The sequence below is a fragment of the Allobosea sp. 01N443 genome, from assembly GCF_056399325.1.
In genome coordinates this window covers 1-20,841 of record NZ_JBFTRC010000166.1, presented here as the reverse complement: position 1 = coordinate 20,841, position 20,841 = coordinate 1, and the positions used below count along the sequence as shown (strand labels likewise).

20 protein-coding genes are annotated in these 20,841 nt (G+C 63.2%); 13 read left to right on the top strand and 7 right to left on the bottom strand.

Features of this window, described 5'->3' with window-relative positions:
- The 3 genes from AC1DRP_RS28280 to AC1DRP_RS28270 form a co-directional block, all read right to left on the bottom strand.
- The coding region (locus AC1DRP_RS28280; protein WP_476770181.1) for an ABC transporter substrate-binding protein at positions 1-1,338 on the bottom strand (1,338 nt) is incomplete at its 3' end.
- Positions 1,339-1,371: 33 nt separating this feature from the next.
- A complete protein-coding gene (locus AC1DRP_RS28275; protein ID WP_476770180.1) occupies positions 1,372-2,487 on the bottom strand; it encodes a mandelate racemase/muconate lactonizing enzyme family protein in 1,116 nt (371 codons plus the stop codon).
- A 412-nt stretch (positions 2,488-2,899) separates the two neighbouring features.
- Entirely contained in the window at positions 2,900-3,604 is a 705-nt protein-coding gene (locus tag AC1DRP_RS28270) for a GntR family transcriptional regulator (protein ID WP_441492642.1), read from the bottom strand.
- A 343-nt stretch (positions 3,605-3,947) separates the two neighbouring features.
- Here AC1DRP_RS28270 and AC1DRP_RS28265 point away from each other — a divergent pair, with 343 nt between their 5' ends.
- The 7 genes from AC1DRP_RS28265 (at position 3,948) to AC1DRP_RS28235 (ending at position 11,823) form a co-directional block, all read left to right on the top strand.
- Complete coding sequence (locus tag AC1DRP_RS28265) at positions 3,948-5,045, top strand: enolase C-terminal domain-like protein (RefSeq protein WP_441480557.1); 1,098 nt, start codon at positions 3,948-3,950, stop codon at positions 5,043-5,045.
- Positions 5,046-5,052: 7 nt separating this feature from the next.
- Positions 5,053-6,264 (top strand): enolase C-terminal domain-like protein, encoded by a 1,212-nt coding sequence (locus AC1DRP_RS28260; protein ID WP_476770179.1) that lies wholly within the window; start codon positions 5,053-5,055, stop codon positions 6,262-6,264.
- Between the two features lie 40 nt (positions 6,265-6,304).
- Complete coding sequence (locus AC1DRP_RS28255) at positions 6,305-7,918, top strand: ABC transporter substrate-binding protein (RefSeq protein ID WP_476770178.1); 1,614 nt, start codon at positions 6,305-6,307, stop codon at positions 7,916-7,918.
- A gap of 156 nt (positions 7,919-8,074) precedes the next feature.
- Complete coding sequence (locus AC1DRP_RS28250) at positions 8,075-9,007, top strand: ABC transporter permease (RefSeq protein WP_441492639.1); 933 nt, start codon at positions 8,075-8,077, stop codon at positions 9,005-9,007.
- A gap of 1 nt (position 9,008) precedes the next feature.
- The gene (locus tag AC1DRP_RS28245) at positions 9,009-9,824 is read left to right on the top strand and encodes an ABC transporter permease (protein WP_441480553.1); all 816 of its coding nucleotides are present in this window, start codon (positions 9,009-9,011) and stop codon (positions 9,822-9,824) included.
- Entirely contained in the window at positions 9,821-10,840 is a 1,020-nt protein-coding gene (locus AC1DRP_RS28240) for an ABC transporter ATP-binding protein (protein ID WP_441480552.1), read from the top strand. The genes AC1DRP_RS28245 and AC1DRP_RS28240 overlap by 4 nt, the downstream gene beginning before the upstream one ends.
- Positions 10,837-11,823 carry an ABC transporter ATP-binding protein gene (locus AC1DRP_RS28235; protein ID WP_441480551.1) on the top strand — a complete coding sequence of 329 codons (987 nt, stop codon included), beginning with the start codon at positions 10,837-10,839 and terminating at the stop codon, positions 11,821-11,823. Before AC1DRP_RS28240 ends, AC1DRP_RS28235 begins: the two co-directional genes overlap by 4 nt.
- A 527-nt stretch (positions 11,824-12,350) precedes the next feature.
- On the opposite strand, the gene AC1DRP_RS28230 is transcribed toward AC1DRP_RS28235, so the two are convergent.
- A complete protein-coding gene (locus AC1DRP_RS28230) occupies positions 12,351-12,557 on the bottom strand; it encodes a cold-shock protein (RefSeq protein ID WP_441480550.1) in 207 nt (68 codons plus the stop codon).
- Positions 12,558-12,933: 376 nt separating this feature from the next.
- Between AC1DRP_RS28230 and AC1DRP_RS28225 the strand changes: the two genes are divergently transcribed.
- The 4 genes from AC1DRP_RS28225 (at position 12,934) to AC1DRP_RS28210 (ending at position 14,948) form a co-directional block, all read left to right on the top strand.
- The gene (locus AC1DRP_RS28225) at positions 12,934-13,341 is read left to right on the top strand and encodes a hypothetical protein (RefSeq protein WP_476770177.1); all 408 of its coding nucleotides are present in this window, start codon (positions 12,934-12,936) and stop codon (positions 13,339-13,341) included.
- Positions 13,342-13,477: 136 nt separating this feature from the next.
- On the top strand, positions 13,478-14,176 hold the full coding sequence (locus AC1DRP_RS28220; protein WP_441480548.1) for a response regulator transcription factor: 699 nt from the start codon (positions 13,478-13,480) through the stop codon (positions 14,174-14,176).
- 117 nt (positions 14,177-14,293) lie between these two features.
- Complete coding sequence (locus AC1DRP_RS28215) at positions 14,294-14,620, top strand: hypothetical protein (RefSeq protein ID WP_476770176.1); 327 nt, start codon at positions 14,294-14,296, stop codon at positions 14,618-14,620.
- Positions 14,621-14,744: 124 nt separating this feature from the next.
- Positions 14,745-14,948: a cold-shock protein gene (locus tag AC1DRP_RS28210; RefSeq protein ID WP_476770182.1), complete on the top strand. Its 204-nt coding sequence runs from the start codon at positions 14,745-14,747 to the stop codon at positions 14,946-14,948.
- A gap of 70 nt (positions 14,949-15,018) precedes the next feature.
- Here AC1DRP_RS28210 and AC1DRP_RS28205 read toward each other — a convergent pair whose 3' ends face one another.
- The 3 genes from AC1DRP_RS28205 to AC1DRP_RS28195 are packed head-to-tail and all read right to left on the bottom strand — an operon-like array spanning position 15,019 to position 18,965.
- Positions 15,019-16,275, bottom strand: a complete 1,257-nt coding sequence (locus tag AC1DRP_RS28205; RefSeq protein ID WP_476770175.1) for a glucarate dehydratase family protein — start codon at positions 16,273-16,275, stop codon at positions 15,019-15,021.
- Between the two features lie 59 nt (positions 16,276-16,334).
- Positions 16,335-17,180 carry an NAD-dependent epimerase/dehydratase family protein gene (locus AC1DRP_RS28200; RefSeq protein ID WP_476770174.1) on the bottom strand — a complete coding sequence of 282 codons (846 nt, stop codon included), beginning with the start codon at positions 17,178-17,180 and terminating at the stop codon, positions 16,335-16,337.
- A gap of 57 nt (positions 17,181-17,237) precedes the next feature.
- Positions 17,238-18,965: an IclR family transcriptional regulator domain-containing protein gene (locus AC1DRP_RS28195; protein ID WP_476770173.1), complete on the bottom strand. Its 1,728-nt coding sequence runs from the start codon at positions 18,963-18,965 to the stop codon at positions 17,238-17,240.
- Positions 18,966-19,287: 322 nt separating this feature from the next.
- Here AC1DRP_RS28195 and AC1DRP_RS28190 point away from each other — a divergent pair, with 322 nt between their 5' ends.
- Both AC1DRP_RS28190 and AC1DRP_RS28185 read left to right on the top strand, forming a co-directional pair.
- A complete protein-coding gene (locus tag AC1DRP_RS28190) occupies positions 19,288-20,142 on the top strand; it encodes an aldose 1-epimerase (protein WP_476770172.1) in 855 nt (284 codons plus the stop codon).
- A gap of 84 nt (positions 20,143-20,226) precedes the next feature.
- On the top strand, positions 20,227-20,841 hold a 615-nt coding region (locus AC1DRP_RS28185), incomplete at its 3' end, for an ABC transporter substrate-binding protein (RefSeq protein WP_476770171.1).

Sequence of the window (20,841 nt, the reverse complement as noted above, 5' to 3'; positions counted from 1 at the left end):
GCCATCGGCCTTGACGTCCGCTTCGGCCGACAGCAGCTGCAGGAAGGGCTGCGTCGGCACCGGCGGGTAGCTGGACGAGTACAGGGCGATCGAATTCCGRTCCTTTCGGTTCTCGGAATGCATGGTCGCATGGTCGATGATCTTGAGATCGAGGTTGATGCCGACGGCGCGCAGCTGCTCCTGGAGCATCAGCATGATCGCCGCATAATCCTCACGCTGGCTGGTGAAGCAGGGAATGGTCACGCCGTTCGGGTGCCCCGCCTCTGCCAGCAGCGCCTTGGCTTTCTTGGGATCGTAGTTGTATTGCAGCTCGGGCGGCAAATCCGCTTTCTTGACCGCTCCGGCGAATTGCGGAGCGATGACCCCGACCATCGGGACCGCAAGACCGGCAAATGCCGTTGCGATCTGGTCGCTGTTGATGGCGTAGCGGATCGCCTGCCGCACGCGGATATCGTTCAGCGGCGGCCGCGTCAGGTTCAGGTGGAGCAGGTTGAAGCTGCCGGGCGCCGTGGCGTCGAAGATCGTGCTGGCCGAGCGCTGGCGCATCGATGGGAGCCAGCCGGGAGAGCGGACGCCTTCGATCATGTCGACCTGGCCTGAGGCGAAGGCGAGGGTTCGCGCCGTCGTGTCGGCAATGAAGCGGACATGGATCGTCTTGGTAACCGCCGGTCCAGCGAAGTGATCTGGGAAGGCAGCCAGTTGGATCCCGTCGCTGGGGCTGACGCTTTCCACCTGGTATGGGCCCGTCCCGACCGGACTCATGGCGAAGTCCTTGCCCTTCTCCTCGAAGGCCTTCCGGCAGAGGATCGAGGCCGCGAGGGTGGTCACGACGCTGCCGTTGAACAGCGGATCGGGCCGTTTGAGGGTAAACTGGACGGTGTGGGGATCGAGCGCCTTGACCGCCTCGACATTGGAGTAGAGCGGCTTCTGGTTGGTCACGATCTTCGGATCAAGATGCCGGGCGAAGGTGAAGACGACATCGTCAGCCGTCATTTCACCGTAGCCCTTGTGGAACTTCACCCCTCGGCGCAGCTTGTATGTCCACGTCTTGGCATCCTCCGAGCTTTCCCAGCTCTCGGCGAGACTGGGGCGGAAGTCCTCGGGCCGGATTGCAAACGTCCCTTCATCTGATTTCACGAGGGTATCGAACACCTGGTGAATCGCCCAGTTGTCGCCCCCGGTCATCCCGGGCTGCTGCGGATTGATGCTCGTGGGCGAACGCGCCGCCAGGGCGATCGAGATCGCCTCGTCCTTTGCATGAGCGATGGGAGCCCCCAGCGCCGCAGCCGCTGCAATCGTCGAGGCGTGACCGAGAAACGTTCTTCTGGTTAGTTTCATTATTTTTTCCTCCCTTTTTGCCTTGTTCTGACGTCAGGCGCTGATGGGAATGCTCCGCTTTTTCATCTCGGCCTCGTCGAATTCCATTCCGAGCCCCGGGGCCGTCGGCAATTCGAAGCGGCCATCGATGGGCTCGGACGGGTTCTTCTTGAAGAGCGATCCGGCCCGCTCCCAGTTATCCGCCAATTCGACCGGTTTGCTGAGATGCATGATGGTCGACAGCACATGAATATTGGCGAGGTGGCCGACGGAAGGCTGGGTCTGGTGCGGGACGAGCTCGACGCCGTGAGCATAGGCGACGGCGGCGCATTGCATCAGCCCGGTGATGCCTCCCATCTTGACGATGTCAGGCTGCACCATGCGCACGCCGGCATTGATCAGGTCCTTGAGCCCCTGAAGCGTATAGGTCTGCTCGCCGGCGGAAACGGTGATGTCGAGGCGCTGGGCGACCTCGCCCATGGCAGCGACATGGTAGTGCTGCACGGGCTCTTCGAACCACGTGTAGCCAAGGTCTTCGAGCGCCCGGCCGACCCGCATCGCGCCGCCGACCGAATAGCCGTTATTAGCGTCGAACCCGAGCACGAACTGATCGCCCAGCGCCTTGCGGACAGCCTTGGCCTTGGCAATGTCGCCGGGAATATCGACGTCCTGCCTGGTCCGGTCGCCGTCCCAGCGGATCTTCACCGCCGCGGGCCGCTCCTTCTCCACCCGCCGCATGACGACTTCGACAACCTGATCAACCGTGCGCCAGGCATTGCCCCCAACGGAGGCATAGCAGGGTAGAGCCGTGCGCCAGGCCCCGCCGAGTAGCTTGTAGACAGGCTGGCCGAGCAGCTTTCCTTTGAGATCCCAGAGCGCGATGTCGAGCGCTGCGAGCGCGGCCGTTGTGGCCCCTTCCGGCCCAAGTTTGATGCACTTGTGGAACAAAGTGTCCAGCAGGATGGCATGATCGAGAGCATCCTTCCCGATCAGGGCCGGCGCCATGTCGTTGGCGATGATGACTAGCGAAGCCAGGCCGCCTTGCATGGGCGAGGCTTCACCCAGGCCGTATTGACCATCCTCAGTCTCGATCCGGACGAACGCGCTTCGCGCCCCCTTTGCAGACGCACCCCAATCAACCTGGAACGTCTCTACCTTGGCAATCTTCATTATGCCCCCCCTTGGTACGTTAGACCCACCTGATTATCGCAGGGCGCTCATCAGCTCACTGCGACCTATTTAGTCTCACTGAATACGAGGATGGCGTCGCGCGAACCCACTCTGCTTGGTAGCGTCGAACGGAGCCGATAGATCCACCCTAAGCCGTCGATCGGTGCCGCCCATGACGCTTTCCAGTTTGCCCGCGCCCCGCAACCCGTCGGAGAGGTCGCGTGTGCAGACATTAAAATCGGCCCGTTCTCGGTGTCGTTGGCCAGGCGGATCGCCTTCTACTTGGCTGAGAACGTAGAGATCGGCGCAGTGCGACCGAAGGTTCGTCATTTCAAATGGCTGCATCCACCGGAACCCCACTCAGCACGCTCGGTTGATAGTAAAAGCCACCGCTCGCACCTGTCAGAACTGTTCAACTCTCGAGATGATCCGGGTCGTTGCCCGGCAGCCGCGGGATCAACTCGTCGATCGAGCGTTGAATATGCGCACGCATCAGCCGACGCACGGCAGTCGCATCGTTGCGCGCGCAGGCCTCGATGATCGCCTCGTGCTCGGGCACCATTGCGGCAAGGCGGTGGTCGGGGAAGCCGAAGCGGCGTCGCGTCGCTCCAACGAATGCATTGTGCTGATCGAGCAGAACCAGCGCGGATCGGTTCGGGCGGATCGACAGGATGCTGGTGTGGAAAGCGCCATTGGTCGAGGAGATCGCCGCCGAATTGCCCTGGCCGATCGCGGCGGCATAATCCTTATGGATAGCCCAGAGTGCGTTGATGTCGCTAACGGTTGCAACCGCCGCGCTGTAGCCGGCCAGAGGCGGTTCAAGAGCAAGGCGGATCTCGAATAATTCGCGGATGAAGGCCCGTTCGATCGAACGAACCCGCGCGCCCCGGTTCGGTAGAATCTCGATCCAGCCCTCGCCTTCGAGCTGCCCAAGCGCCTCGCGGATCGGCGCGGGGCTCGTCCCGTAGCGCTGCACCAGCGCCGCCATTTTCAAATGTTCAGACGGCGCAAAGGTCCCGGCAACGATGTCGGCGCGGATGGCCTCGCGCAGCCGCTGATACGTCGTCGCCTGCATGAAGGGCACGATTCGGCTGGCGGGGGCCGGTGCGTCCGTCATCTCGGCGCTCTCATCGTCGATTCCACCGCCCGCCCGATCGCCGCCCGTTCGTGAAACGCAATGCGGGTTGATGCAACCCGTGCGACGCAATCAGCCTCATTCGGACGTCTTGACATTCGCCGCCTTCTGCGAAGTTATAGATATTATATAATCCGACGAAGCCGAAGATGTCCAGCCAGCCTGGGCCTCGCGACCCGGACCCTGGGTCACAACCGGCCGTGCCAAGGGATTGGAAGCGAGCACCATGGACGTGCGGCTACTGGACAAGACGCAAGACGGAGCCGAACCAGGTCCTCGCGCGAGCGAAATCGTCCGTGTCGAAATTTGGATATTCAGTTATCCGATGGTCGGAGTCGGACCCGGCGGCATCGACGTGACCGGCGCGAAGTCCGCGCGCACTCGCCTCGCAGTGCGAATGGAAACGCGGGACGGCGCGCGGGGCGCCTATGTCGGCGGCCAGGCGAACTCGCTGGCCCAGGCCGCGGCCTGCGCCCGCGCTGTGCTCGGCCTCGACGTCTTCGCCCGCGAACGGGCCTATGAGCGTGTCCGCCGCCAGCTCCGCAAGGAAGACCGCATGGGCGCTGGCGTGATCGACATCGCGATGTGGGATCTGGCCGGCCATCGACTGGGCCTGTCGGTCAGCCAAATGCTCGGCGGCGGCAAGACCCGCCTCCCCGCCTACGCCTCGACCTGGTTCGGCGGCGAGGGTGGCGGCCTCACGACCCCCGAAGCCTTCGCCGACTTCGCCGAGGAATGTTACGAGCTCGGCTACCGCGGATTCAAAATGCATGGCTGGACCGACGGCAGCCCGACGCGCGATGCCGCGGCCGTGCGTCTGCTTGGCCAGCGCATCGGCGACAGGATGGCGCTGATGCATGACGCTGCCTGCCATCTGCGCAGCTTTGCCGACGCGCTCGAAGTCGGCCGGGCCTGCGATGACGCCAATTTCTTCTGGTACGAGGATCCCTATAGCGACGGTGGTCTTGCCGCCCACGCCCACCGGCGGCTGCGCGAGATGCTGAAGACGCCTCTCCTGCTCGGAGAGCATGTGCGGGGGTTGGAATCCATGGCGACGCTGACAATCGCCGACGGCACCGATTTCGTGCGCGCCGACCCCGATTTCGACATCGGTATCACCGGAACGATGAAGATCGCGCATTTTGCCGAGGCGCTCGGCCTCGATGTCGAGTTGCATGCGCCAGGACCCGCCCACCGGCACTGCATGGCGGCGATCCGCAACACCAATTTCTACGAACTGTCGATGGTCGGGCCGTCCCGAGGCAATTTCAATGCGCCGGTCTACACCTGCGGCTATTCCGACGATCTCGACAGCGTCGGTGCTGATGGATGCTTTCCGGTGCCCGGAGGGCCCGGTCTGGGGGTKAGCTACGACTGGGACTACATCACCCGCAATGCCAAATCGCATGTCGTGATCGAGTGAGGGCGCCATGCTGAGCGTAGAAGACACGGCAAGCGCCGCCCGCGACGTCCTCGGCTCGGCGGCCACGCGGATCCGCCGGATCGACGTCATTCTGTTCGCGCAGGACATGGAGAACGTCGCCTTCGATGTCAGCCCGAGCGGCATCGACATGCCAGGCGTGCGAACGACACGCAAACGCATCGCGGTCCGCATCGAAACCCAGGACGGCGCGCGCGGCGAATATGTCGGCGGGCGTACGGACACCGCCCCGCAGACCCATTTCATCGCCAAATGGATCATCGGGCGGGACTGCTATGCCCGTGAGACGATCTACGAAGACATTCGCCGCTGGTTGCGCAAGGAAGACCGGATCGGCGGCTGCCAGATCGACAACGCCCTCTGGGACCTCGCCGGCAAGCGCACCGGCCATTCGGTCAGCGATCTGCTCGGCGGCCATCGCGGCAAGCGCCTGCCGGCTTACGCATCGACCTGGTTTGGTGGCGATGGCGGTGGTCTGGCCACGCCCGAGGCCTTCGCCGAATTCGCCGAGGAATGCCACGGCCTGGGGTATCGCGCCTTCAAGATGCACGGCTGGACCGATGGCGGTTGGCGGCGTGATGCCGCCGCGATCCGGCTTCTCGGTCGGCGTGTCGGCGGGCGCATGAAGCTGATGCACGATTCAGCCTGTCACCTGAAGACCTTCGCCGACGCCCTCGCCTGTGGCCGTGCCTGCGATGAGGCCGGCTTCTTCTGGTACGAGGATCCCTATAGTGACGGCGGGCTTGCTGCCCACGCCCATCGTCGCCTGCGCGAACTGATCAAGACGCCGATCCTGCTTGGCGAGCACGTGCGTGGGCTGGAAGCCATGGCGACACTCACTCTCGCCGACGGCACCGACTTCGTGCGGGCCGATCCCGATCTCGATATCGGCATCACCGGCACGATGAAGATCGCCCATTTCGCCGAGGCGCTGGGCCTCGATGTCGAGCTCCACGGCAATGGTCCGGCACATCGCCACGCCATGGCCGCCATCCGAAACACGAACTTCTATGAATTGGCCATGGTCGGGCCGTCGCGCGGCCAGGCTGTCGGCACGTTCTATACCGACGGATATTCCGACAAGCTCGACGCGGTCGCCTCAGACGGCTGCTTCGTCGTGCCCGACGGTCCAGGCCTCGGCGTCAACTATGACTGGGATTTCATCGAGAAGCACAAGGTCAGCCACAGCGTCTTCGAATGAGCGCGGCCGAAAGAGCCCGCCATTCCCACAGGAGGAAATCATGACACGCATCACACGACGCTCAGTCGTCGCGAGCGCCCTGAGCATGGCCGGCCTCAGTGCCGTGTCGCACAACGGCGCAGCCTTCGCGCAGGGCGCGACCGACACGCTGACGCTGCGGCTCCAGGCCCGCGACCTCGGTTCGATCGATCCAGCCCTGACCAAGACGGGCGACGACGAGACGATCGTGCTCCAGGTCTTCAACTCGCTGGTCAATACCAAGCGCGGCACCATGGACATCGAGCTGGCGGCGCTTCAGCCGGAGCTCGCGGAACGATGGGAGGTGTCGCCCGACAAGAAGGTCTGGACCTTCTATCTCAAGCCCGGCGTGAAATGGCACCAGGGCTATGGCGAGGTCTCTGCCGATGACGTGAAGTTCTCCTATGAACGCCAACTCGACCCCAAGCTCGGCGGCGTGCACGGCGCCAGCTTCAAGGACATTGACACAATCGAGGTCGTCGATCCGCTGACGGTCCGTTTCGTCCTCAAGGCACCGAACGCGTTCTTTCACGCCTCGGCCCTGACGCCCGGTTTCGGCCGCTACATCGTGCCGCGCAAAGCCGTCGAAAAGCTTGGAGCCGAATTCGGCCGCGCGCCGATCGGCAGCGGGCCGTTCGAATTCGCCGAGTACCGGCCGCAGGAATCGATCGTCCTCAAGTCGAACAAGGATTATTTCCGCGGCGCACCGCCGACCGCGACCCTGCGCTTCCGCTACATCCCGGCCGACAATGCCGCGACAATCGCTTTCATCGGCAAGGAGATCGACCAGACCAGCGGCCCGCGCGAACCGCGTTGGGTTGATCAGATCCAGAAGGCCCGGAGCGATGCCCAGATCAGCATCATGCAGCCCGGGAGCCTGCAATTCCTCCACTTCAACATGAAGATCAAGCCGCTCGACGACGTGCGCGTGCGCCAGGCCATCGCCTATGCAGTCGATCGCAAGGTCTGGAAATCTGTGTTCGGCGTGGTCCACGGCCCGCTGCCCACGATCGTCCCGGAAGAGTTCTACGGCGCCCTGAAGACAGCCGATATCCCCGCCGAGCTTCGCTACGATTACGATCCGATCAAGGCCAAGGCCCTGCTGGCGGAGGCCGGCCACCCCAACGGCTTCAGCATCGAGGCCTTGTCGAGCGAGCGCTCCGACTACAAGCAGAACATGCTGATGGTGCAGGACATGCTGCGCAAGGTCGGCATCGACGTGAAGCTCAAGATCATGGACCATGCGAGCTATCACGCCGCCATCCGAAAGGACGAAGGCACGATCGACATGCTGTCGACGGCGATCGCGCCGACGGCGCCCGCCGTGATCAACGAGTTCCTGCATTCGGCCGCGGCGGTCGGCAAGCCGGCATCGTTGCGCAATTTCTCGCATTACGGCGAGATCGGCGGCAGCGTTGACAAGCTCGTCGACGAGGCCGTCGGGTCGACCGATGTCGACCGGCAGCTGGCGCTGCTCAAGGAGGCCCAACTCCAGATCCTGCGCGACATGCCGGTGCTGCCGCTGCAGACCCAACCCCTGGTCAGCGCGATCCAGGGCCATGTCGACCTCGGCTACAAGCCGCTCAGCGGCTTTGGCCAATACGAATACGCCACGGCGCGGCGCGTAGCCCGCTAGGGCATCGGCCTGAAACCTGGAGAGCGGTTTTCGGGACAGCCGATGCAAACACAAGAGGTTGGATCACTGGGCGGATACGACATTCGGTCAGATGATCGAGCGCCAGGCGCCGGTGGCTTCATGCCGCCGGCCATGCCCTGAAAGGTTTGCGAGACGATGGGGCGGTTCGTTCTCAAGCGACTGGCCGATGCAATTCTGACCGCCTTCCTGGTCTTCTCCTTCGTCTTCTTCGCCATGCGGCTCCTGCCGGGCGATCCCGTCATCGCCATGCTCGGCGACCGCGCCAATGCCCAGACGATCGAGAATGTCCGCAGGACACTCGGGCTCGACCAGCCGCTCCTCGTCCAATATGGCCGCTTCCTCTGGGGGCTCCTGCATCTCGATCTCGGCCGCTCGCTCGTCAACGGGGTCGACGTCACCGCGACGATGCTGCGGCACCTGCCCTATACGATCATGCTGACGCTCGCCTCGACCGTGGTCGGCATCCTGATCGGCGTGCCCGTGGGCGTCGCCTCGGCGATGCGCCCGAGTGGCGGCGTCGATCATTCGAGCCGGCTCGTCTCGCTGTTCGGCTCGGCCCTTCCGGATTTCTATCTCGGCCTCATCCTGCTCATCGTGTTCGGGCTGAAGCTCGGCTGGTTTCCGCTGCTCGGCGGTGGCGACACGCCCTTCGACCTGCGCTACCTCGTCCTTCCCGCGATGACGCTCGGACTGCTGAAGGGCTGCGGCCTGATGCGCCTCACCCGCACGGCCGTCCTCGACGTCTCGGGCCGCGACTATGTCCGCACGGCTCGCGCGCTCGGCACGCCGGAGCGGGTCGTGGTCTGGAAGCACATCGTGCGCAACGCGCTGATCCCGATCACGACGCAGCTCTCACTCATGATCGTCGCCACGCTCGGCGGCACCATTGCGATCGAACTCGTCTTCAACCGGCCGGGCGTCGGGCAACTGCTCGTCGGCGCGGTGACCGCCCGCGACTATAGCCTGATCCAGGGAGGCCTCGTGCTTCTCTCGGTCCTCGTCGTGCTGGTGAACCTTGCAACCGACCTGCTCTACGTGGTCATCGACCCCCGCGTGAAGGGAGCCTGACATGCTCGATCGCGTCTTCCTGGCCATCGCCGCCGCCATCCTGCTCCTGCTCCTGGTCGTCGTCGTGTTCGCCCCCTGGCTCCAGACGCATGACCCGCTGCTGCAGGACTTCGCCGCGGCCGATCAGGGTCTCTCCGCCGTGCATTGGCTGGGTGCCGACGAATATGGCCGCGATATCTTCTCTCGCCTGATCGAGGGAGCGCGCCTGTCGATTACGATCGGGGTGGCCGCGCCGATGCTGGCCGCCCTTGTCGGCATCAGCCTGGGCACGGCGTCGGCCTTCTTCGGCGGCTGGGCCGAGGCGATCGTCACCCGCCTCACCGACATGATGATGTCGTTCGATCCGCTTCTGCTCGGCGTGCTGATCGTCGCCTTGCTCGGCCCCGGCGTGCAGAACCTGTCGATCGCCATCGCGGCAGCACTCGTACCGTCATTCATCCGCCTCTCGCGGGCCTCGGCTCTGTCGGTCAAGCGGGAGGCCTATGTCGACGCATCGATCGCCATGGGGCGCGGCAAGTTCGGCACCATTGGAATGCATGTCCTGCCCAACATCGCTGGCCCCCTCATCGTCATGCTGACGATCTGGATCGGCTCGGCGATCCGCCTCGAGGCATCGCTCAGCTTTATCGGGCTCGGTGCCCAGGCTCCGGCCCCGTCATGGGGGAACATGGTGCGCGAGGGTGTTGCCGACATCTTCGGCTCGCCACTACCGGCCATATTTGCGGGGCTCGCGATCACGCTGACGGTCCTGGCCTTCAACATCCTCGGAGACCGCTTGCGCGACCGCCTCGATCCCGACCGGGTGACCGGGCGATGACGCCGCTGCTCTCCATCCGCGACCTCCAGGTCTCCTTCGGCGCGAAAAACGGCCCGGTTCAGGCGCTCCGCGGCGTCGATCTCGATCTGCACGCTGGCGAGTGCCTCGGCCTCGTCGGTGAATCCGGCTCCGGCAAAAGCCTGACCGCGCTGGCAGCGCTTGGCCTGCTGCCGGAAGCCGCCACCGTCACGGCCGGCCGCGTCATGTTCGATGGGCAGGATCTCCTGACCCTGCCGCGCCAGTCACTCGATGCGATCCGCGGTCGCCGCATCGGCATGATCTTCCAGGAGCCGATGACGGCGCTCAACCCGATCATGACCGTGGGCGAGCAGATCGGCGGGCCGCTGCGGCGGCATCTCGGTCTCTCCCGCGCAGTTGCACGCGCCCGCAGCATCGAGCTTCTGAGCCTCGTCGGCATTCCTGCGCCCGACAAGCGCGCCGCCGCCTATCCGCACGAATTGTCCGGTGGCATGCGCCAGCGCGTCATGATCGCGATGGCACTCTCCTGCGATCCGCAGGTCCTGATCGCCGACGAGCCGACGACCGCGCTGGACGTCACCATCCAGGCGCAAGTGCTCGACCTGCTGCGACGGCTGCGCCAGGAACTGAATCTTGCCGTGGTCATCATCACCCATGATTTCGGCGTGGTGGCCGAACTGACCGACCGGGTCGCCGTCATGTATGGCGGCCGGGTCGTCGAGGAGGCGACGGCCCTTCGCCTGTTCGATGCCCCCAGCCACCCCTACTCCATCGGTCTGCTGGCCGCGACGCCTTCGCTGGAGACGCAGTCCATGCGGCGGCTGCCTACGGTTGGCGGAGCTGTGCCACATCTGACCGAGATGCCGTTGGGTTGCGCCTTTCACCCGCGCTGTCCCGAATGTTTCGCCCCCTGTGCCAGATTGGTGCCGCCGCTGGAGCAAATCGAGGATGGTCACCTCGCCGCGTGCTGGGCGCGGCAGAACCAGCCGCAGGAGACGCCACAAGCGGCAGCGATGAGCGCGGGCGCGGCACCATGAGCGAACCTCTCCTGCGGCTCGAGGACTTGCAGAAGACCTTCGGCCGGGCTCCTGGCGGCATTCGGGCCGTCGACGGGGTGTCCCTTGATCTCCATCCCGGCGAGACGCTGGCCCTTGTGGGCGAATCCGGCTGCGGAAAATCCACGCTGGCGCGGCTTGTCCTACGCCTGACCGATCCTACCGGCGGGCGCATCCTGTTCGAGGGGCAGGACATCGCCGGCTTGTCGCAGCCCCGCATGAAGGCCATCCGCCGCGATTTGCAATTCATCTTCCAGGATCCGTTCTCGTCACTGGACCCGCGCATGCGGGCGGGATCGATCGTGACGGAGCCGCTGGCAGTGCATGGCCTCGTTTCGCAGCGGGGCGAGCGAACCAGCGCTGCGGTGCGATTGCTTGAAGCCGTCGGCCTCAGTGCCCGCCATATCGGCCAATGGCCCCGCCAGTTTTCCGGCGGGCAACGCCAGCGCCTGGGCATCATCCGCGCCTTCGCGATGCGGCCGAAGCTCATCGTCGCCGATGAACCGGTCTCCGCTCTCGACGTCTCCGTGCGTTCGCAGGTCATCAACCTGCTGCAGGATCTCCAGGACGAGCAAGGCACCGCCTATCTCTTCATCTCGCATGACATGGCGAGCGTAAAGCACATGGCGAGCCGCGTAGCCGTGATGTATCTAGGGCAGATCGTCGAGATCGCGCCGAAGAGCACCTTCTTCTCGGCCCCCCAGCACCCCTATAGCCACGCCCTCCTCTCGGCCGTGCCGATTTCGCACCCGGCAAAAGTCCGGGACCGGATCCTGCTGCCGGGCGATCCACCGAGTCCCGCCGCGATCCCCAAGGGATGTCGCTTCCATCCGCGCTGCCCGATTGCCGAACCCCGCTGCAGGACGGAGGTGCCAGAGGCGCGACCGGTCGGCGAAGGGCATCTGGTGGCCTGCCACTTCGCGTCTCCTTGGCCGCTCGGCGGCGGTGGCGGACGCCCACGATAAGATCGTTGAGTTGGAATTTGCCTGTAAGAAAACGGCGACGTTGGCTGTGAACTGCCTGGGATGCCCCGGAGTTGCTCGTGACGCTGACCAAGATCCATTCAAGTGACAGACTTAGTCTGTCGCAAGATAGGCGGTAGCCGCCGCTTCCAACGCTCCCCCGCAGGCAGAGCCCCGCTATTCCCGTAGCGCCGGCGCACCTTTGGAACTTCGGACGATACTCCCCCCGGGTCCGCGGTGAGCGCGTTCGATGCCGCAGGTGCCTGAACGAAATCTTCTGGATCGTCACGCTTCGGTGTCGATCTCTCGATCGACGGCATTTCCATCAGGGATTACCGTTGTCTACGGTTATCCCTGTCGCCGGTCCAGATGCTTCGCAGGTACGCCGAGGCTCGATCGCAACTTGCCAAGAAGATGGGGCTTGGTCAGCAAAGGCGGAAGCGCTCACGGGCTGCCTGACAGCAGTCGAAATCGGAATGTGCCATCAATCAAAAGCCGCTCGGCGGAAAACATCGGGCGGCTTTTAATTTTCAAACTTTAAGGTTAGCCGCAGACTCTTTGCCACTGCGACGGTCGGCCTCCAAATCATAGGTGACCTTCTGACCTTCAGCTAAACCCCGAAGACCAGCGCGCTCCAAGGCAGTCGCATGGACGAAGACGTCTTTACCACCTGTGTCTGGAGCGATGAATCCATAACCTTTGGTTTCGTTGTACCACTTGACCGTTCCATTCGCCATTTTTGTTCCTATCGCTTTATTGTGACAACCCAACAAAGCGTAAAGCACCCCTCACCTTTTGCAAAGCGTCAGCATCAATCACTTTTTCTGACGGTTATCTAAGCGTTGGGAGCGGATTTAGCCGACACCTCTCAGGTTGCTTTAACCTTGAGTTTGACCTCTGAATTACTGCTTCGCTCAGCGGGTTTTGGTGTGCCATTATCGCCTTTTTGTAGCAATTGGCTCGCAATAACAAATCAATGACTACAAAGAACAAGCGGCAATTCGCGGCGGTGTGTTAGCGAAGCTGCAGAATCTATGCGTTTCGTAGCCGTCTGCGACAGAAGTACCTGTGTTCAACATGTTCTCCCGAAAGCTGCGAACTTCGAAGCCAGGCATGGTCGCTACTCGCCTGGAAGACTTCCTCGACATGATCACCACGGCAGCTTCGATTAGCGCCAAACTTGGTGGCGGCGCTGACCGCATGGTCGAGAACAAATTGGCATTCCACGCTGCTATTTGGGCAGCTGCGGATGCCTATGGGCAACTGCTCGGCGCCTCAATAGAAGAGACCACTGAGGGTGTTCAGCTGTATCTCAGTCGCTACGGCGACACAGAAGAGACGCTCAAGACGATGCTAATAAGTTTTATGATGCCCGAATTCGCTCCGTTGGTTCGGGCTACTGGCGAAGCGATTTTTGCAATCCGCGCCGAGGCTTCAGATAACGGCCTGGAACTGCGTCGCTTGACGGAGCTGGCGGAGCTAATCGCCGATTTCAAAGCGTGCCCTCAGCGCGCCAACTGATCCAAGCCCTCCACGAATACCTGCAGATTTTCGCGAATACGCCACGGATTTTGAAAATACCCTCGAAAAAATCTTGAATTATTAACCATACTTCGGCCATCCTCGCCAAATTATCCGCTGCGAATCGGAGTTTACCATGCGCGTTTTATTAATTGAGGACGACGCATCGATCGCGCAGAGCATCGAGATGTTTCTCAAGCTGGAGAACATCGAAGTCACCAAGACAGCCTATGGAGCCGATGGCTTCGCCCTCGCTCAGGCGGCGCCGTTTGACCTGATAATTCTGGATCTTGGTTTACCAGACATGCCAGGAATTCAGGTGCTCACGAAACTCCGAGCATCATCCATCAACACTCCTCTGATGATCCTCTCGGGTATCAATGAGGTTCAACAGAAGGTCCGTTCGCTGATTGCAGGGGCGGACGACTACCTGACAAAGCCATTCCACCGAGACGAATTTCTTGCACGCCTGCGGACTTTGGAGCGTCGCTGCAACGGGACCGAAAACCGCACGGTCCGGGTCGGAGACCTCTGCATCGATCTGGATTCAAAAACGGTTGACGTCGCCGGGAAGCCCGTTCGTTTGACTGGCAAGGAATATGAGATCGTTGCGTTCTTGGCGAGCCGCCGTGGGTTCACCCTGTCAAAGGAAATGATCCTCAATCACCTTTACGGTGGGATGGACGAGCCCGAGCTCAAGATCGTGGACGTCTTCATCTGCAAGGTGAGACGGAAAATCGCAGATGCATCGGGCGGAGCGAACTACATCGAGACGGTTTGGGGACGCGGCTACATGTTGAACAATGCCGAGCCATCCCTCCAAATGGTTTCCTAAGGCCGATTCTCTGCTGTCTACGCGGATAGCTTGTCTCGGTCGCGCGGGCAGCTTGGCCCGGCTGAGCTGACGCCGGGCGCGCTTCAGCGACTCGCATCGGTGTCGCGGCTCATCTCCATGCCAACCACCTTGCCGAGTTCTCTGCCAGTGATCGGTTGCAGATTGGCGAAACTGAATCTGAGTCAATGGCAGGCCAGCGGTTGGTTGCGGCGCTGCCTACACCGTTCGTATCGCGGGGCGCAGAAGATCGCCGATGCCGTGCGCGACGCCGCGCAGCACGACAAGCTCGGCCTCAACACTTTCTCGGGCTCCGGCATGTCAATTGCCTTTGCGAAAGGTCGCAGCGAGGCAGCGTGTTATCGATACGCGATTGGCGGAGATTTATATTGGCGTTACATCGTCATTCGACAGCAACTCACAGTTGAGTTGTTGGACCGACGGTAATCGCCAGCCGTCATGCTTCATGTTTGGCCTCGACAACCTTGGTTTTCGGGCAATTCCTTCCCGGCGGGTCTTCGGATACGCGCATCCGGCGGCTCAAAAGATGCAATCGTCGGGGGATGCGACTATGGCGACCGGAAACGTGAAATGGYTCAATACTGAGAAGGGTTTCGGGTTCATTCAGCCTTCGGATGGCGGCAAGGACGTGTTTGTACATATCGCGGCCGTGAAAGAGGCTGGCATGATGACTCTGATAGAAGGGCAGAAGGTAGCGTTCGATTTGAAGACCGAGCGCGGTAAAACAGCCGCAGGCTCGCTCCAACTCCTCTGATCACTCCAAGCCTCGCAGTAATTCAAAGCCTCTTGCGGGCTTCAGCGCCCGTGGGAACCCGAGAGCCACTTCAAAAACGCGGGCGCGCCGAATTGAAGTCCAGCTGGTATTTGCGCATCTCCTTGGTGTCGTCGCGCACTCGAATGCCGCAATCGAGATACTGCTGGTGTAGGCGCTTCAACGCCGTACGGTCCAGCCGCACGCCGAGCCCGGGTCCATCCGGCGGCGCAAGCGAGCCGTTCTCGATCTGGAGCTTGCCGCCCTCAATCACCTCCTCGACCTGCCACGGGTAGTGTGTGTCGCAAGCATAGGCGAGGTTGGGGATCGTAGCGCCGACATGAGTCATCGCTGCCAGGCTGATGCCCATATGAGAATTCGAGTGCATCGAGATCCCGAAGCCGAAGACACGGCCGAGATGGGCCAGATGCTGGGTGGCGCGCAGGCCACCCCAATAATGGTGGTCGGACAGAACGACCTGAACGGCATTCAGGCGTATCGTTTCGGGAATATGCCCGAAGGCGATCGTGACCATGTTGGTGGCGAGCGGCATCGGCGCGAACGTCGCGACCTGCCCCATCTCGGTGAGCGTCCTTGTCGGGTCTTCGAGATATTCGAGCAGCCCGACCAACTGCGGCATCACCCGCCGCGTCGTCTCGACCGACCAGCCGCCATTGGGGTCGATCCGCAGCGGGTGGTCCGGAAACGCCTTGCGCAGGTGCCGGAGCGTCTCGATCTCGAAATCGGGTTCGAACACGCCGGCCTTGAGCTTGATTGAGCCGAAGCCGAATTCCGCCACCATCCGGCGCGCCTGCTCGACCATTTGTTCATGGCTGAGCGCCTCGCCCCAATCATCGGCAGGATAGCCGGGATCATCCTTGTGCCGTTCGAACTTGTAGAACAGATAGGCGCTGTAGGGCACGCGGTCACGCAGCTTGCCGCCGAGCAGGTCGTAGAGCGGCCGGCCGGTGAGTTGGCCCTGCAGATCGAGGAAGGCGACCTCGAAGGCGGAGAGCGCCGAGGCGCGGGCCTTGTCGCCTGCGGGTGCAAAGGTTTGGCCGGGGTCGGGGTTATCGCCCACCGCAGCATAGACGACCTGCGTCAAGCCATTCAGGTCGAACGGGTCGAGACCGATTAGCCCCGCCTTCGCCTTGTCGAGATTGGCCAGCGTCTCCAGATCGCCATAGCTCTCCCCGAGCCCGACATGGCCCTCCGAGGTTTCGACCTCGATGATGCTGCGCAGGGCCCAGGGTTCGTGCACGCCGTTGACGTTGAGGAGCGGCGGGTCGCGGAAGGCGATCGGAGTGACACGGACATCGGTGATGCGCATCGGGGGCCTCGGCTGCACGGGGGGAGTTGGAATGATCGCGGTCAAACGGGCGCGGCGTCTCAGACACCCGCTGCGGGTGGAGGAACCGGTGCACCGGCATATTCAAGCGAGCAGAAGCCGCCACCTTGAAAATACAGCGCAGGCGGCTCATGGGTCAGCTCGGCTTCCCCAGCCATGGCCTCCTCGGCATAGTCGTCGGCACGGTCCTTGGGCCGGTAGCCCAGCCCATATGCGACCGCATTGTCGTACCATCCGCCGGCATTGTCGGAGACACCGTAGACAATAGTGTTGTGGATGTCGGGATGCTCCAGCCCGATCAGGCAGAGCTGGGCAAGATCGCGCCCACTGATCCAGATCTTGAGCGTACGGGCGCTGGCGGGAATGTCGGCGGCATTGCCGATCCGCACATGCATGCTGCGGATACCGTACTTGTCGGCATAGAGCGCGCCCACTGCCTCCCCCCAGCACTTGCTGAGCCCGTAGCGTCCGTCTGGTCGCGGCAGGACCGTCTCGTCGATGCGCTGATGCCTGGGATAGAAGCCGACGGCGTGGTTGCTCGAGCCAAATACGACGCGGCCTACGCCTTGACGTCGTGCCGCTTCATAGACGTTCCAGGTGCCGACGACATTTGTCTGCAGAATGGACTCGAACGGCGCTTCGCGCACGACGCCCGCCATGTGGATCACCCCGTCCATGCCCATCATCGCCCGCTCGACGGCGCCGATGTCGGCGATATCGACCTGCACGGTTTCCTCGTTGGTCGCGAGGCTCGCCGGGGCGACAGTGTCTAGAATGCGGATGCGGGCGAAGCGGCTGCCGAGTTCCTGGCGCAGTTTTCGCCCAATATTGCCGGCGCCGCCCGTGATCAGCAGGTTACGAACGACGGTCGGCTCTTGCAGTTCCATGCGTCTTCTCCCGGCTCTTTTTTTGAAACGAGGTGGGTGCTCCGATGCTTCTCCGGCTCAGCGCAGCAAGGCGGCTCGAAGCCGCCCGTCGAGGGCAAAGACGCTCCCGGATGCCGGAGCCTCGGCAATCTGCTGCGGTGTCAATCCGATCCGGCCGCTTGTAACGTAAAGCAAGTCCCCGCGCCTCCCACCGAAGGTCAGCCCGGTCGGACGCGGCACAGGCAAGGATAAAAGCCGCATGTCGGAACCGTCGCGCTGCAGGCGTGCCAGGCTCCAGCCGTCCCATAGCGCGACCCACAGGTAATCCGGCTCTTCCAGGGTCAGGGCCATGGGGCGCCCGTGCAGGGCATCGACGCGTGCGACCAGCCCCAGGCTCCCGAGTCTGTTGCCCGTCCTGATCGGGAAGCGGATGATATCGCCGGCCTCCCTGAGCGCGACGTAGAGATGGCGCCCAGGCGCGTCGATCAGCATGTCTGTGGGTGTGGCCGGCAGTTCCACTTCAAGTACGGGGGTCCCGTCAATCAGGCGATAGAGCCCGGGGCGGCTTTGCGGACTCGGCGTTTCCCCAACCCCGAGCCAGATTTGTCCGTCCGGCCCGTGGCAAGCGCAGGTGATGCGGGGAAGCAATTCCAGCGAAAGCGCCGGGCTCAGATCGGTCAGGCGCGCGGCCCGGTCGACGGTCATCGCGCCCTTTTCCGTCGCCACGAACCAACGCCCCTCGCCGATCGAGCTCAGGGCCAGCACCGGCGAGGTGAATTGGGCCATCACCTCGGACCGGGGTGGCGCCGCAGGTTCCTCGACGCGAGAGCGCATGATGGCGGGCGCCAGTGCGTCCAACCAAAGCAGCGAGTTCGTCGCCCCGTCCCAACTCGGCGACTTTCCCAGGAATGAGCGCCCATTGTAGGCCAGTGGCACCTGCGCAATATCGGGCCGGGCTCGTGGGCGCATACCTCCGTGCCGCTTCACGACCTCGCCAAGGCGCCTGGCCGCGGCCGCGACCTCAGGTCCGAGCTGATTAACCCGCTCCAGCGTCATCCGATAACAGGGGCCCGACACGGTGAATGCACCGAGCGGCACGCCGCTCTCGCCGGGCACGGAGGCGCTGACGCAGCGAATACCCTCCATGAACTCTTCGTCGTCGATGGCATAGCCGCGCAGTTGGAACACATCGAGCTGCGAGCGAAGCTGGGCCGGGTCCGTGATCGTCCGATCCGTGACGCGCTCGAAGCTCATGCGGCCAATCAGGGCCTCCCGCTCGTCCGGCGCCAGCGCCGCCAGGTGCGCCTTGCCCATTCCCGAGCAGTAAAGCGGCCGCAGGCTCCCCAATGGCGCGCCCGTGCTGATCGGATAAAGGCTTAGGATCTTCTGGATGATGATCATGTCTGCGCCGCCGGGCGCGGCGAAATAGACGGTTTCACCGCTGAGCTCGTGAAGCCAGCGGAGTTCCGTCATGGCGAGCATCGGCAGATCCGGGATCGGCCAGACAGCCTGAGCGTATTCGAGAAACTTGAAGCCCGGGAAATATCCCTGCCCGCTGGCGTCGACGCGCACCAGCCCACGCTGCTGCAGCGTATTGATGATGCGATAGACAGTGCTGCGTGGAAGGCCCAACTCATCGGCCAGGGTCTGCGCGCGGTGCTCGCCAGGCGCAGAGGCGATCAGGTCGAGCAGGTTCAGCGCCTTGCCGACGAGCCTGGTGCCTCGCACCTCGATGAGAGATTCGCCGCGCCGCCCCTCTTCGTCCGGCACGATATCCTGCTCGAGGCTGGTGGCATGATTGCGCATGAAACGGGGGCGGGCCTGTCGAACCGGGCTGATGCGGCGGGCCTCAGCTTACGCAGACGTACAAGCGCCTGCAATGGCTCAGTATCACGATGTAAGAAACTTCCATGCTGCAGCTGCGAAATGGTCGATACTTTTATACATAGTAAGAATGCTCGTTGACAGTGCGTCGCACCAATCCTAGCCTTCCCTTTAAGATCGGGGACATCCCGACAGGTATTGGGGACGAAACGTGACAATGGCGGACGCAACGGCGGCACAGTTCCGTTCTGCGGAGACCTCGCCGTCTGTCTACCCTCTCGCGGCGGGACCGATGAGAGCGGCGGTGCGGCCGTTGGACGGTGGGCGCATAGCGTCCCTCTGGCGCGAGGGACCCAACGGCCTGCGCAGCGACGTTCTGGTGCCAATGCCCGCTGCCGGATTCGATCGCGCATATTGGCCGAAGGCGGGCAGCTACCCGCTCGTGCCCTTTTCCAATCGCGTCCGCGATGCCGCCTTCCGCTTCGGCGAAACCCGGGTCGCGCTCGTGCCGCACCCGGCCGCGGCTCCGCACGCACTGCACGGCTTCAGCCAGACGCGGCCCTGGACCGTGATGCGGCACGCGAGCGCGGAGATCGAGCTGCACTATCGCTTCGAGCCTCAAGATGATCTGGCGGGATGGCCCTGGGCGTTCGAGGCCGTCCAGCGCATGGCGCTCGATCCCTCGGGCCTGACCCACGAGATCTACGTCGAGAGCCATGCGGTCTCGCCGATGCCGGTCGGCTTGGGCATTCACCCCTATTTCGCCGTGTCCCAGGGCGACCGCATCACGTTCAACTGCGAAGCCCTTTGGGATCAGGACGCCGATGGCTGCGGCCAGCAGCTCCACTCGCTCACTGGCCGCGACCGGCACTACGATTCGCCTCATGGCGGCGAGGCAACCACGGCCTATTATTCTGGCTGGGACGGGGGCGCCTCAATACATCGCCGGGACGGCACACGGATCCTCATCCAGGCCAGCGCTCCTCTCGACCACCTCGTCTTCCATGTCCCGGCCGGCGGCAGCTATCTCTGCCTGGAGCCGGTCAGCCATGTCGCTGATGCCTTCAATCTCGCGGCAGCGGGACATTCTGGAACTGGGATGCGCGTGCTCGACCCCGGCGCAACCATCTCGGCGAAAGTGCGGATCGGACTGGCATGACGTGAACAGGTGGCCGCGCCACCACGCCTCGACCCTCAGCTACACGGCCAACAGGCCGGCAATATCTCAATCCGGGAGGATGGCATGAGCAGGGATACGCAAAGAGGACCACACCGGCGCCGCGGACTCGACCGCCGCGATATGCTGAAAGGGCTTGCCGGCGCCACCGCGCTCTCGACGCTGCCCCACGCCGCCTTCGCCCAAACCGCCAAGGAGGCGCCGGCCCTCGCAAAGCTGGCCTCGGAGGGCAAGCTGCCGCCGCTGGCCGAGCGCGTCTCTGCCAACCCGCTGGTAATCAAGGTCGACAAGGTCGGCCGCTACGGCGGCTCGCTCCGGCGCGGCCTGCGCGGCTCCTCCGACCATAACGGAATTCTGCGCATGGTCGGCAACCAGGGCTTGGTGCGCTGGAACCTTGCTTTCACCGAGGTCCTGCCGAACGTCGCCGACAAATGGGAGGTCAACGCGGACTCGACCGAGTTCACCTTCTACCTGCGCAAGGGCATGAAATGGTCTGACGGCAAGCCCTTCACCGCAGATGACATCGTCTTCTCGATCGAGGACTGCGCCAAGAACACCGAACTCTATAAGTCCGCCCCCTCGCCGATCGTCATCGACAACAAGCCGGGCACGGCGACCAAGGTCGACGAGACGACGGTCAAGTTCACCTTCGCCAGCCCCTACGCGCTGTTTCTCGAGATG